General features: G+C 64.4%; 10 protein-coding genes. 9 read left to right on the plus strand and 1 reads right to left on the minus strand.

Translation table 11 applies throughout. The features are described from left to right. Positions 1-2 precede the first annotated feature (2 nt). From kdpC to fusA, 9 genes are all read left to right on the plus strand, one after another. Complete coding sequence (gene kdpC, locus AC1RVY_RS13925; protein ID WP_492806871.1) at positions 3-575, plus strand: potassium-transporting ATPase subunit KdpC; 573 nt, start codon at positions 3-5, stop codon at positions 573-575. A 59-nt stretch (positions 576-634) separates the two neighbouring features. Further along, positions 635-3,430 carry a DUF4118 domain-containing protein gene (locus AC1RVY_RS13930; protein ID WP_492806872.1) on the plus strand — a complete coding sequence of 932 codons (2,796 nt, stop codon included), beginning with the start codon at positions 635-637 and terminating at the stop codon, positions 3,428-3,430. After that, complete coding sequence (gene kdpE / locus AC1RVY_RS13935) at positions 3,402-4,106, plus strand: two-component system response regulator KdpE (protein WP_255591049.1); 705 nt, start codon at positions 3,402-3,404, stop codon at positions 4,104-4,106. Before AC1RVY_RS13930 ends, kdpE begins: the two co-directional genes overlap by 29 nt. A 196-nt stretch (positions 4,107-4,302) precedes the next feature. Further along, a complete protein-coding gene (locus AC1RVY_RS13940) occupies positions 4,303-4,647 on the plus strand; it encodes a hypothetical protein (protein WP_492806873.1) in 345 nt (114 codons plus the stop codon). A gap of 81 nt (positions 4,648-4,728) precedes the next feature. Beyond that, positions 4,729-4,851, plus strand: a complete 123-nt coding sequence (locus AC1RVY_RS13945; RefSeq protein ID WP_255591048.1) for a hypothetical protein — start codon at positions 4,729-4,731, stop codon at positions 4,849-4,851. Next, positions 4,848-5,960, plus strand: a complete 1,113-nt coding sequence (locus tag AC1RVY_RS13950; RefSeq protein ID WP_492806874.1) for a GNAT family N-acetyltransferase/peptidase C39 family protein — start codon at positions 4,848-4,850, stop codon at positions 5,958-5,960. The genes AC1RVY_RS13945 and AC1RVY_RS13950 overlap by 4 nt, the downstream gene beginning before the upstream one ends. Position 5,961: 1 nt before the next feature. Next, positions 5,962-7,494, plus strand: coding sequence for a RimK family ATP-grasp domain-containing protein (locus AC1RVY_RS13955; protein WP_218339781.1), 1,533 nt, complete (start codon positions 5,962-5,964; stop codon positions 7,492-7,494). 286 nt (positions 7,495-7,780) lie between these two features. Next, positions 7,781-9,433 (plus strand): hypothetical protein, encoded by a 1,653-nt coding sequence (locus AC1RVY_RS13960; protein WP_492806875.1) that lies wholly within the window; start codon positions 7,781-7,783, stop codon positions 9,431-9,433. 708 nt (positions 9,434-10,141) lie between these two features. Then, the gene (fusA, locus tag AC1RVY_RS13965; protein WP_492806876.1) at positions 10,142-12,175 is read left to right on the plus strand and encodes an elongation factor G; all 2,034 of its coding nucleotides are present in this window, start codon (positions 10,142-10,144) and stop codon (positions 12,173-12,175) included. Between the two features lie 159 nt (positions 12,176-12,334). Here the strand turns inward: fusA and AC1RVY_RS13970 are convergent, their stop codons facing one another. Next, positions 12,335-13,264 (minus strand): LysR family transcriptional regulator, encoded by a 930-nt coding sequence (locus tag AC1RVY_RS13970; RefSeq protein ID WP_492806877.1) that lies wholly within the window; start codon positions 13,262-13,264, stop codon positions 12,335-12,337. Between the last annotated feature and the right edge of the window lie 7 nt (positions 13,265-13,271).

The following is a 13,271-nucleotide window of genomic DNA, read 5'->3' on the forward strand; positions in this document are numbered from 1 at the left end:
CCATGAAAAACATTCTTCGCCCAGCACTTGTCGTGTTTGTAGCCCTCAGCGCGCTGACGGGCTTGCTGTACCCCTTGGCCGTTACCGGAGCGGCGCAGGCCGTTTTCCCCCACGAGGCTGCGGGAAGCCTTTTGCAGCGCAATGGCCAGGCCGTTGGCTCTTCGTCGATCGGCCAGAATTTCACGGAACCCGCGCATTTCTGGGGGCGTCCGTCGGCCACGGCGCCCATGCCCTACAACGCGACGGCGTCGGGCGGCTCCAACCAGGGGCCCCTCAATCCGGCGTTGAACGATGCGGTCAAGGCCCGCGTGGAGGCATTGCGCGCGGCCGACCCCGGCAATCTGGCGCCGGTGCCCGTGGACCTGGTGACGGCGTCCGCCAGCGGTCTGGATCCGCATATCAGCGTCGCGGCGGCACAGTACCAAGCCGCCCGCGTGGCGCGGGCCCGCCACGTCCCCGTGGCGAGCGTGAATGCCCTTGTCGACAAGCTCACCGAAAAGCCGATCCTGGGCCTGCTTGGCGAACTCAGGGTGAACGTACTGGCACTGAATCTTGCCTTGAATGATGCACGGTAGCAGCGCATCCCGCCTTTTGTCATTCTTGCCCATGGGGCCCGCTTGGAGCCAGGCACGCCATGGCTGACATGCAGCGCCCAGACCCCGATGCGTTGATCGCGCAACTGCGCGCGCAGGAGGCGCAGACCACGCGCGGCAAGCTGCGCATCTACTTCGGCGCCAATGCAGGGGTGGGCAAGACCTGGGCCATGCTCAGTGCGGCGCAGCGGGAGCGTGGTGCTGGCCGCGACGTTCTGATCGGGGTGGTGGAAACCCATGGCAGAGCCGAGACGGCGGCCTTGCTCGCGGGATTGGATGCATTGCCCCTCAAGGAGGTGGAGTACCGTGGCCGGCTGCTCCTTGAATTTGACCTGGACGCGGCCCTTGCACGCAAGCCGGCCATCCTCCTGGTGGATGAGCTTGCCCACTCCAACGTGCAGGGATCCCGCCATGCCAAGCGCTGGCAGGATGTCCAGGAACTGCTCGCCGCGGGCATCGATGTGTGGACTGCGCTCAATGTCCAGCATCTGGAGAGCCTCAATGGGACCGTGGGTGCGATCACGGGGATCAGGGTCCATGAGACGGTGCCCGACACCGTGCTGGACGACGCGGACGAAGTGGTGCTTGTCGACGCCACCCCCGATGAACTGATATCCCGCCTGAGTGCAGGGAAGGTGTATGTCCCCCAGCAGGCTGAGCGTGCGGCCCAGAGCTTCTTCCGCAAGGGCAACCTGATTGCCCTGCGCGAAATCGCACTGCGCCGCACCGCTGAGCATGTGGAGGACGACGTCCTGGGATGGCGGATCGAACAGTCAGGCACTCCCGGCGAGCGCGTGTCTGCCGCCTGGAACACCTCGGGCAGCATACTGGCGTGTGTCGGGCCGAACGAAGATGCCGCGCAGACCGTGCGCGCGGCCGCGCGCCTGGCAGGGCAGCTCAATGTGAAGTGGCATGCCGCATACGTGGAGACACCGCGCCTGCAGAGGCTGGACGCACCGCAGCGCGACAGGATTCTGGCCGTGCTGCAACTGGCGCAGGAGCTGGGCGCCGAGACGGCGGTGCTGACGGGCGACCACGTTGCGCCGGCCCTGGCTGCACAGGCGCTTCACCTCAATTGCGCCACCCTGGTCCTGGGTCGTCCTGCGCCGCGGCGCTGGTGGCAGAAGTGGCCTTCGACCAGGGAGGTGGGCCGGGAAATCGCGGGACTTGCCCCCTCGCTTGATATCGTGGAAACGGCGCGCGCGGGTAGTTCGAGGCGGTTGCCGCAGGCACTCTGGAGCCACAAAGTCGGCGTTGAGGCCAGGGAAACCGACGAGGCCGCACACCCGCGCTGGCAGGGCTTCCTCTGGGCGCTCGGTGCCAGCATTGCGGTCACGTTGATGGCGACTCTGTTGCACGGCGTCCTGGAGTTGACCAACATCGTGATGCTGTACCTGGTCGGCGTTGTCGGGGTCGCCATGCGATTCGGGCGCGTGCCTGCGGCGATGGCCGCACTGCTCAATGTGCTGGCCTTCGATTTCTTCTTCGTATCACCGCGGCTGTCTTTCGCGGTCAGCGACGTGCAGTACGTGGTCACTTTTGCCGTGATGCTCGGGGTGGGACTTCTGGTGGGACAGCTCACAGCCGGCCTCAGGTTCGCGGCCGGAGTGTCCAACAGCCGGGAGCGCCGGGCCCAATCGCTGTTCGAGCTTGCGCGCGAGCTGTCGGCGGCCCTGGAGACGAGCCAGGTCATCGAGATCGGCGCGGCGGCTGTGCAGGGGCATTTTGGCGGCAGGGCGGTGGTGGTTGCATTGGACGCGTCGGACCGCCTTCACTACCCCGATGATCTGCCCCAGGAATTTGACAAAAGTGTGGCCGACTGGACCTTGCGGCAAGGACAGAGCGCGGGGCTGGCCACGAGCACCCTGGCGGCGCAGGCATGGCGCTATGTCCCCCTCAAGGCGCCCATGAGGGTGCGCGGTGTGCTGGCGCTGGAGCCCGCGCACCCAAGGTGGCTGCTGATTCCGGAGCAGGCTCAGCAACTCGATACCCTGGCCCGGCAGATCGCCATCGCGCTCGAACGTGTGCACTACGTCCACATCGCGCAAAAGGCGGTGGTGGACATGGAGTCCGAGCGGCTGCGCAATGCCTTGCTGGGCGCTGTCTCCCATGATGTGAGAACACCGCTGACGGCGCTGATCACGCTGGCCGAATCGCTCAAGGGGTTGCCGACGGAGGAGCACGATGCCGTGGCACAAGCCATCGTGCATCAGGCGCACCAGCTCAACGCGCTGGTCAGCAACCTGCTGGACATGGCCAGGCTGGAAAGTGATGTTTCGGGACAAAGTGTCCACTTGCGGCGTGATTGGCAGTCGGTCGAGGAAGTCGTGGGCGCCTCGATACGCGCCGCCAAGCCCGCGCTGAAGGAGTTGACCGTTCGCACGGAAATCCCCGCCCATTTGCCGCTGGTGGAGTTCGATCCCGTCCTCATTGAGCGCGTGCTGGTGAATTTGCTTGAGAATGCCGCCAAGTACGGCGCACCGCCCGTTGTCATCAAGGCGTTTGCGACAGAAGGGAGTCTGGTGTTGACCGTGACGGACCACGGGCCTGGCCTGCCACCCTCTGTGCGTGGCAAGGAACACCTGCTGTTCGAGAAATTCACCCGGGGACAGGCTGAATCGGCGACACCGGGCGTGGGCCTGGGGTTGGCGATCTGCAAGGCGGTGGTGCACGCGCACGGCGGAACGATCTCCGCTGCCAGCGCAACCGGGGGCGGGGCGGAATTCACCATCACGCTCCCGCGCCGAGAGCCTCCCCCCGATCCCGATTTGGAAGATATGGAGCGGGGCGTTGCCGCCCCGGGATACGATGCAAATACGTACCGTGCTGGTGGTTGAGGATGAGCCGCAGATCCGGCGCTTCGTTCGCAGTGCGCTCGAAGCAGAAGGATGGCAGGTTCATGAAGCCGCGACGGTGCGCGAAGGACTGTCTGCGGCGGGTACCCGCCAGCCCGATCTGCTGGTGCTGGACCTGGGATTGCCTGACGGCGATGGCATTGACCTGATCCGCGACGTGCGGGGCTGGTCCGCCGTGCCGATCATCGTCCTGTCTGCGCGCACCGATGAGGCCGACAAGGTCTCCGCACTCGACGCTGGAGCGGATGACTATCTCACCAAGCCCTTTGGTACGGGGGAGCTTCTGGCGCGCGTGCGTGCCAATCTTCGCCGTCCGCGTGCGGCGACAGGAAATGGGCTCACCGTGGATGGGGTGGAGCCAGCTTTTCATTTTGGCGACGTGGAGGTGGACCGCAGCGCTCGGCTGGTACGCAAGGGCGGGGTTGAAGTCCACCTGACGCCGACCGAGTACCGCATGCTGTCGGTGCTGGTCGCCAATTCGGGAAGGGTCATCACCCAGAAACAGCTGCTCCGCGAAGTGTGGGGGCCGATGCGGTCGGACCAGAGCCACTACCTGCGCATCTACATGGGGCATCTCAGGCAGAAGCTCGAGGCAGATCCGGCGCAGCCTCGTCACCTGCTGACCGAATCGGGAGTGGGGTACCGACTCGCGGTGTGACTCCACAAGCGATGAACTCCAGGGCTGCAGCGGTGCGCCTGGCGCGTTTCCCCCATTGCGTGATGTGGCCGCGGAATTTGACAACGAATTGACGGTTGGCCCCCCAGTTTTTACGAACGATTTACACCAGTCTTTCTAGACTGGGTGCATGTTCAACAGATGCCACTGCCCCCTTTTTTTGAAGGTGGCCCCCGTGGTGAAAGACATGCTGCAAACATATGCAGGGATCAGCCTGCACCGGGTGGCCATGCTGCCCTTCCCCGGGGAGTGCGACGGCCCGGCCTCTCTGGTGGCGCTGCCCCTGGTCGCTTCATGCACTGACGCACAGGATTTGCGAAAGACACTTCATTCGGCTCTGGGCGCCCGGTTGCGGGGGTACCGAATGTGTCTGGACAGGCCCCGCGAGCGGGCAAGTCTCAGCTTGCTTGTGCAACGCAAGGATGTATTGCACACCGTGTGCTGCGTGATGCGCGTGTTGCCGCACGCCGAGTTTGGCCGCGTGGTGAAAGTCGCTGGTGCTGAGGAATTCCCGTGCCATTGACATCGCTCCGCATCCAGTGGGCCCCATCCATGGGAGCGTGGCTGTCGGATCGCAGGCGTTGCGATCCCGGAAGGTCAATCCATGGATGACTGGGTGCATGTGTCGCTGGCGCTGCTGGTACTGTTGGTTCCGATCGGCGTCGCGTGGATGGCGTTGAAGCTATCTGACCGGGGGGCGCGCAAATCCGGGCGCGGTCTTCGATGAAGCCGTCTGCCCATCGGAGCAAGGTGGAGCCGGCGAACCGTGGCGATCTGGCCGCGCTGGATCGGCTGGAGCGCGCGGCTTTCGAGAACGACAGAATCTCGTTCAGAAGTTGGCAACGCATGCTGGCCAGCCCGTCGGCCCGCGTTCTCGTGTGCAGATCGAGCGAAGTCTTGGAGGGGGCCTGCGTGGTATTGCGCCGCAAGGGATCCTCTGTAGCTCGCCTGTACTCGATCGCTGTGGCGTCTGCCGCACGGGGTTCCGGCATGGCCGGTGAACTTTTGGTCGCGGCGATCAGGGACGCGCGAGAAGCCGGGTGCGCGGTTTTGAGGCTGGAGAGCAGGACTTCCAATGTCTGCGCACACCGCCTGTTCCTTCGCCATGGATTCGTGGGGATGGGTCGCAAGCTTGCCTACTACGGCGATGGCGAAGCCGCTTTGTGCTTTCAGAAGGATCTCTTCGACGACGCGCGGGCGCGAGAAGGGAACGCCTCTCGGGTGCGGCACTACGCCCAGACGCTGGATTTCACCTGTGGGCCCTGCGCATTGCTGATGGCCATGTCTGCCGTGGACCCGTCCATCCCTGTCAATCAAGCCGCCGAAATCCGCCTATGGCGTGAGGCCACAACGGTCTTTATGGCGGCGGGCCATGGTGGGTGTGGTCCTTTCGGACTTGCGCATGCGGCATTGCGCCGCGGCTTTGACGTGTCGGTCTATGCAGCGGCTGGCGCATCACTCTTCATGGACAGTGTGCGCGACCCTCTCAAGAAAGACGTCATCCAGCTGGTGGAAAACGACTTCCGGTTGGAACTGGAGGCTCACCGCGTTCCTGTCCATGCCCGGCCCGTCTCTCCCGAAAGCGTGATTGAGCAATTGCGCATGGGAAGCCTGCCCATTGTCCTCATCAGTCTGTGGCGGCTTCACCGGGAGAAAACGCCACATTGGGTGGTAATCACCGGCTTTGACGGCGCGGTTTTTCGCCTTCTGGACCCTATGGCGCGTTCCAGTGACCCGGACGGCGGAGTGTCCATCAGCTTTGGTGAATTCAAGAAGATCGCCAAGTACGGGCGCCGCAGGCGCACTGCCGCGGTCGTCATCTCCGGAAAGAAATAAATTGTCTTCAGAACATGTGATCGTGGTGGAGAAGCTCGCAGACTTTCGATGGAGCGAGCCCGAGATCAGAGTCATCACCGCCGATCAATTCGTCGCGGAGGAGCCGGATGCCCGGGGGCGTTTTCGCAAGGTCACGAACCTTTGCCGGACTTATGGCTATCTCAGCATGGGCTACTACTGCTCCCTGCTGGCGGAGGCGCGTGGCGACCGGGTCACCCCCAGCGTGGACACCATACTCAGCCTTCAGCGCAAGCGAATGCAGCCTGATGAAGCGTTCGTGCAGCTCAATAGACTGGTCGGTCCGCTGAAGGAAATCCCCGGCTCCGTGAATACGCTGACCTTGCATGTGTTCTTCGGGGTCATGGAGGACCCCGTGCTGGCGCCGCTGGCTCGAAAGAGCTTTGAACTGTTCCGTTGTCCATTGATGGAGATCACCCTCGAACGGCAGGAGCAGTCCGCAAACTGGCAGCTCGGCGGAATACAGGCGTTGGACCTTCGCGATGTCGAGCCTGCGCGCGATGAGGTCTTTGTTCGAGCGCTCCGCCAGTACACGCGGCGCAGCTGGCGCCCCATGGTCGCCATGCCCCTGCCCCGGATGGACCTCGCGGTCCTGCACGATCCGGATGACCCGCTTCCTCCGTCCAGTCTCAGGACGCTCAAGAAGTTGGTTGATGTGGGGCAGGACATGGGAATTGCGGTGGAGCTTATCGAGAAGAAGGACTTCTCCCGCCTGACCCAGTTCGATGCGCTGTTCATTCGGGAAACCACCGCGGTGACGCACCATACCTTTCAGTTTGCGAGAAAGGCTGTCGCCGAGGGCATGCCGGTCATAGACGACCCCGTGTCCATCCTGCGCTGCACGAACAAAGCCTTTTTGGCGGAGCTTCTGCGCGAGCATGCCATTGCCACACCGGTGACGCGCATGGCCAGCCGGCGCACGCTGGCCGGCATGGAGCACACGCTGGACTACCCCGTGGTGGTGAAAGTACCGGATGGTGCGTTCAGCCGCAGTGTCAAGAAGGCGGAGAGCTTTGAGCATCTCCAGGACATTGCGAAAGGCATGCTCAGGGAATCGGAAATCATCCTGCTGCAGGAGTACATGTACACAGACTTTGACTGGCGCGTCGGGGTTCTGGCGGGGCAAGCGGTCTTCGCGGCGAAGTACTTCATGTGCAATGGGCACTGGCAGATACTGCAGCACACAGCAAATGGCAAGTACACGGAGGGGCGGGTGCAGGGCGTACCGCTGCAAGATGTGCCCACAGAGGTGCTGGCGGCAGCCGTCAACTCCGCGCGCCTGGTTGGCAATGGATTTTATGGGGTGGACATCAAGGCCACGGCCTCTGGTGTCTATGTCATCGAGATCAACGACAACCCCAATCTCGATGTTGGCATGGAAGATGCAGCATTGGGCGACAAGCTGTATTCCACTTTGCTCTCGCACTTCCTGCTGCAGGTGGAACGCCGATTCACATCCACTGCGCAGCGTGGCAGCGCGTCTCGTTTGCAACCTGACGCGGTGGCGCCTGGGTAGTTCGACGCGGGAACATTTGGCGGCTTTCTTACGGACGGCGGGCCTGCTCGGAAATGGGCCGATCGCCGATGCGGTGGACCCATCCTCCGCTGTTTTGGTTAGCATGGTTTCCGAAGCCCGGTTTTCGGCAGGTCGCGAGGAAATCCGGGATTGATTTCCTGGCTGCACCACGTGACATGGGCGCTGGCGCCCACGCCGTGACGGCTGAATGAACCGCCACTCGGCGCACGGTGCCCACGCCGCAAGTGTGTTGCTCGGCATCACGAACCAGACGAAAGGCCACTGCATGTCAACCGAGTCCCATCCCGCCTGCGTGCGGGAGTTGCGCCAGGTCCTGTTGTGGCCCCTGCGCCTGATGCCGGTGCGGGGTTCCGAGGGGCGGCACGCCAAGCCCTGGCAGGTGCTGGCGGACATGGGCGAGGCCTCGCCCTGGCGCGAGGTGGTGGATGAATTCACGGGCGACAGCGATCGTTTTCACGAGCGCCACTACAACGAGTTCGTGACCTTCTTGCCCTACGTGCAGCGCTTCCTGTACGGCGAGGGGCGTAGCCAGAAAGGCAGCAGCGCCGCAGGTTCACCGATGCGGGTGTTCCGGCGCAGCGACGTCAGCGCCGTGCGGGCGGTGCTGCACCCCGGTGCGCCACCGATCACGCTCGACATCGTCCATGTGGACCTTTACTTTTTCCTCGACCTGGATCTGGTGCTGCTCAATGTCGAGGTCAGTGCCCGCGACCTGGCGCTGGCCCAGGCACAGGAGCTGCTGTACCGCTTTGGCCGCGGCTACCCCGCCGGCTGGGACGCCAACGGCCATGCGCAGCACTGCCTGTACAGCGCCGAGTGGCTGGACGCCGCCGGGCAGGTGCTGGCCCAGTCCGATGCCAACCAGCGTGACCTCTTCATGGCCCATGTCAGCAGCCACCGTGCTCCGCGCATCGCGGCCCACTGGGCCTGGCTGCTGGAGCCCCTGGTGAGCGACCATTCCGAGCGCAGTGGGCCTCTGCGCTACCGCCAGATCGAGTACTACCGCATGCCGCAACTGGCCTTTCTGGCGTTGGACAACCCGCGCGCACTGAGCCGCAGCGACTTCGTTCGCCTCGGCCTGGTGACCGGGGCGGCCACCTCCAGCGACGACGCCAGCCTGCCCTACGCCGAAGAGCATCTGGCCGACTTCGAAAACCGGTTTTGTTACGACCGATTCTGGAGCCACAGTGGCGCGGCTCCCAACACGCGGTATCTTTGCAGCGGCCATTCGCTGCTGGTGCTGGGCGATGCCCACAGCCCGTTTTTTGTCTGCCGCGACCGGGGGGTGCTGGCGCAGTTCCGGCACCAGCATTTCTTGTTGTTCCTGATCGCGCATTTTCAGAAAGCGGCGCTGCTGATGTTCTCGGACCGGCTGGCCGAGGCACTGAAAAACCTGGACATTGCCGACGCCGCCAGCGTGCGCCGCTTCAAGCGCACGATCCGTGACAGCTTTGCCGGCTTTCTGCGCTTCACGCACCGCTACTGGTTCCACGAGGTGTCCGAACAGGCGCAGGTGCGTGCCCTGTTCCGCATGTGCGCCAACCACCTCGGGCTGGACCCGCTGTACACGGAGGTCAAGGAGCGCATTGGCGAAATGAACCAGTACCTGGACGCGGACAGCCTGCGCCGCCAGGCCAACACCGTCGTCAGGCTGACGGTCGTGACCATCTTTGGCCTGATCGGCACCGTGACCACGGGCTTCCTGGGCATGAATTTGCTGGCCGAGGCCGATGCTCCCCCGGGCCGCAAGCTGGGGATTTTTGCCGTCGTGTTTGCCTTGACCACCTTGCTGACGGTTTACACCATGGTCAAGTCCAAACGCCTGTCGGACTTTCTGGACGTGCTTTCAGACGAACGCGCCAGTGCCTGGCAGAAAGTCAAGGCGCTGGGGCTGGTGTGGCGGCGCACAGGAGAATGAGGTGTGCTGCCCATGCCCCTGCTGGCCGTTCATCGCCGAGTTTTGACCAGGCAGTGACTGTTGTCGCCGATGGCACCCTTCCGTTGGAAAATCGCGCGTGACGGCAGTCGCTGTGTGGCCTACAGTGGTCATCCACCTTCGATGCAGCGACAGGCATGCACGCACGATTCAGTTGCGCCGTCCTGCCGCCCGCTGTGCCTGCAACGTCGATTCGGCCCTGCCGTGTGCAGGTTTCGAACGCCGTGCGGCCAGGCAACAGCCAGTTCTTTGCCCGAGCCGGAGGCGGCAGGCGCAGGCAGGCAGCCAGGTCGCTTGCAAGCTTTTTGTGCGAGGAGGATAATTCGCTGTTATGAAAAATCTCACCAACGTGATCAAGGCATCGTTCGCCCCCTAGTTGCGCCCCTCGATCGCGTGTCGGAGGGCTGTGCGCCTTCCGGTCCATAAAACCCCGGCAGGCTCCACCTCCGGGGTTTTTTGTTTTTTTCAGACTTTCTCACCACCCAATCTATGCGTACCTACGACAAGTTGATTGCCACGATTCCCGGCCGCCGGAGCTTGAGTTCCGTGCGCCCGGGCTTCGGCGACAGCACAACACCGATTCAACGCTAGCCTGAAGGCGAATCCATCTCGCCTGGGCTGGCAGATAGCCAACCAGGCGGCAGCTGCTCGCAGAGCCGGGCGCAGCCGCAAGAGATTGAAAGATTCGCCATGAGAAATTCACGCAACACCAGCAATGCCCATCTGCGCAACCTCGGCGTCATCGCCCACGTCGACGCGGGCAAGACCACGACCACCGAACGCATCCTGTTCTACACGGGCGAAAGCCACCGCATCGGCGAAGTGCACGACGGCACGGCGCACATGGACTTCGATCCGCAGGAGCAACAGCGCGGCATCACCATCAACAGCGCGGCCGTCACCGTGCACTGGAAGGGCACGCAGCTCAACCTGATCGACACGCCCGGGCACATTGACTTCAACATCGAGGTGAACCGCTCGCTGCGCGTGCTCGATGGCGCAGTCGTTGTGTTCGACGGCGTGGCCGGCGTGGAGCCACAGACCGAGACCAACTGGCGCCTGGCCGACAAATACCGTGTGCCGCGCATCGCGTTCATCAACAAGCTCGACCGCGTGGGAGCCGACTTCCACCGCGTGGTGGCCATGATGGAAGAACGCCTGGGCGTGCGCGTGGTGCCGCTGCAGATCCCCATCGGTGCGGAAGGCGACTTCCGCGGCGTGGTGGACTTGCTGAGCCTGCGCGCCCGCATCTGGGACAAGGACGACGCGAGTGCGCCCTACCGCGAAGCCGACGTGCCCGCCGAGCTGCTCGAGCAAGCCGTGCGCGCACGCGCCCGCCTGGTAGAGGCCGCCGTGGAGCAGGACGAAGCCGCGCTGCAGGCCTACGTGAACGGCGAAGAGGTCGCTGTGGACGTGCTGCATGCCGCCCTCCGCAAGGGCGTGCTGGCAGGCACCTTCGTGCCCGCGCTGGCCGGCTCGGCCTTCAAGAACCGCGGCGTGGAGCCTTTGCTCGACGCCGTGGTGGACTACTTGCCCTCTCCGGACGACATCGTGCGCGAAGGCGGCGAGACCGCTGCGGACCCGTTCAAGGCCCTGGCGTTCAAGGTCGTCACCGACGACCACGGCGCCAAGGTGTTCGTGCGCGTGTACAGCGGCCGTCTGGGCCGGGGCGACGTGGTGCTCAACACCAGCACGGGCAAGACCGAGCGCGTGTCGCGCCTGTACGAAGTGCATGCCGACAAGCACATCGAGCGCGACGAGCTGGTGGCGGGCGACATCGCCGCCGTCGTGGGCCTCAAGGACACGCTGACGGGGCACACGCTGAGCGACCCGGCCCACCCCGTGGTGCTGGAGCAGATCAGCGTGCCCGAGCCGGTGATCCACGTGGCCATCGAGCCCAAGGCGAGCGCGGACCAGCAAGGCCTGTCCAAGGCCCTGCAGTCCCTGTTGCGCGAAGACCCGAGCCTGCGCCTGCAGCACGATGCCGAATCCGGCCAGACCATTCTGTCCGGCATGGGCGAGCTGCAGCTCGAGGTCTCGATCGAGAAGCTGCGCGCACGCCACGGCGTCAACGTGTCGGTCGGCCGTCCCCAGGTGGCCTACCGCGAAACCATTTCGAAGAGTGTGGAGGTACACCATGTGCACAAGAAGCAATCGGGCGGCCCCGGCCAGTTCGCCGAGGTGAGGTTGCTGCTCGAACCCCTGCCAAGGGGCGAAGGCATCCGCTTTGACAACCGCATCGTCGGCGGCGCCGTGCCGCGCGAGTTCATCCCTGGGGTGGAGGCCGGCATCCGCCGCGCCGCCCTCACGGGCGTGGTGGCGGGCTTCCCCGCCGTGGACTTCGCGGCCACGCTGGTGGATGGCAGCTTCCACGAGCGTGACTCGTCCACGCTGGCCTTCGAGCTGGCGGCCATGGCCGCCTTCCGCGAAGGTTTTGCGAAAGCGGCACCCCAGGTGCTGGAGCCCGTGATGGCCGTGGAGGTCATCACCCCGGCCGAGTACCTGGGCGACAGCATCGGCGACCTGAACCGCCGCCGCGGCATCGTGCGCGGCCAGGGCCAGCGCGGCAATGCCGCCACGGTCGAGGCCGAGGTACCGCTGAAAGAGATGTTCGGCTACATCGGCAGCCTGCGCGCCTTGTCTTCGGGCCGCGCGCAGTACTCGATGCAGCTGGACCACTATGGGGTGGTGCCTGCGGGGGAGATGGCTGCGTTGGTGCCGTGAATTGAATCAGCGCGATAGGCCGGAATCGATGGCCTGGCAGCGCAAGACGGGAGGGGCGTGGACGGATGTCTGCGCCCCTTTTTTTTTGTCTGCGATGGGAGCCTGGATGGCGGCGTCGGTTCAGGAGCGAGCTTGCGGACGGCCCCAGACTGTCGGCGGTCACGGCGACCCGCTGCCATCAGCGCGATCGCCGCCGAACAACTCGAACACCATGCCACGCAGCCACTGGTTCACTGGTTCGCGATGCACCTTGGCATGCCAGAACACACTGATCGGTGCCTCGGGCAACTTGACCGGGTGCGTGCGCAATGTCAGCCCGAAGGGATCGATCAGCTTGAGTGCCAGGAGCTCGGGCACCGTCGCCACCAGCGCCGTGCCTTGCAGGATGTGGCCCACACTGACAAAGTGCGGCACGCTCAGCCGCACAAGGCGGTCGATGCCGGCCTTCTGGATCAACTCGTCGACTTTGCCGTGCCCCGTGCCCGCGGCGACGATCACCAGGTGCTCCGCTGCCTTGTAGTCGGCGAGCAGCAGCTTCGGCCGGTCCAGCGTGTGGCCCTTGCGGAACAGGCACACATAGCGCTGGCGAAACAGCCGCCGCTGGAAGAAGCCCGCCTTGAGCTGGGGCAGCAGGCCGATGGCCAGGTCCACCTTGCCAGACTCCATATCGTCGCGCAGATTGGTCGCGTTGTTGCGCACGGTATTCAGCGTCACACCGGGCGCTTCCCGCCCCAGGCGCTCCAGCAGCGCTGGAAGGAAGACGATCTCTCCAATGTCCGTCATGCCGATGGTGATGGTGCGCTTGAGCGTGGCCGGCGTGAACTGCATGCGCTGGTTCAGTCCACTGTGGATCATGCCCAGCGCGTATCCGACCGGTTCGCCGAGTTGTTCGGCAAAGGGCGTGGGCACCATGCCGCCCGACGTGCGCAGGAACAACTCGTCGCCGAAGATTCGGCGCAGCTTGGCCAGCGCATTGCTGACGGCAGGCTGGGTGAGGCCCATGTTGTCGGCCACCTTGGACACGCGCCGCTCGACCATGAGTTGCTGAAACAAGACCAGCAGGTTCAGATCGATGTCAGATAACTCCATCGCCACT

This window comes from Acidovorax sp. GW821-FHT11A03 (assembly GCF_058809075.1).

Excerpts from the sequence above, each read along its gene's own strand:
- kdpC (WP_492806871.1), top strand. The coding sequence starts at position 3 with ATGAAAAACATTCTTCGCCCAGCACTTGTCGTGTTTGTAGCCCTCAGC.
- AC1RVY_RS13930 (WP_492806872.1), top strand. The coding sequence starts at position 635 with ATGGCTGACATGCAGCGCCCAGACCCCGATGCGTTGATCGCGCAACTG.
- AC1RVY_RS13950 (WP_492806874.1), top strand. The coding sequence starts at position 4,848 with ATGAAGCCGTCTGCCCATCGGAGCAAGGTGGAGCCGGCGAACCGTGGC.
- kdpE (WP_255591049.1), top strand. The coding sequence starts at position 3,402 with ATGCAAATACGTACCGTGCTGGTGGTTGAGGATGAGCCGCAGATCCGG.
- AC1RVY_RS13945 (WP_255591048.1), top strand. The coding sequence starts at position 4,729 with ATGGATGACTGGGTGCATGTGTCGCTGGCGCTGCTGGTACTGTTGGTT.
- fusA (WP_492806876.1), top strand. The coding sequence starts at position 10,142 with ATGAGAAATTCACGCAACACCAGCAATGCCCATCTGCGCAACCTCGGC.
- AC1RVY_RS13960 (WP_492806875.1), top strand. The coding sequence starts at position 7,781 with ATGTCAACCGAGTCCCATCCCGCCTGCGTGCGGGAGTTGCGCCAGGTC.
- AC1RVY_RS13970 (WP_492806877.1), bottom strand. The coding sequence starts at position 13,264 with ATGGAGTTATCTGACATCGATCTGAACCTGCTGGTCTTGTTTCAGCAA.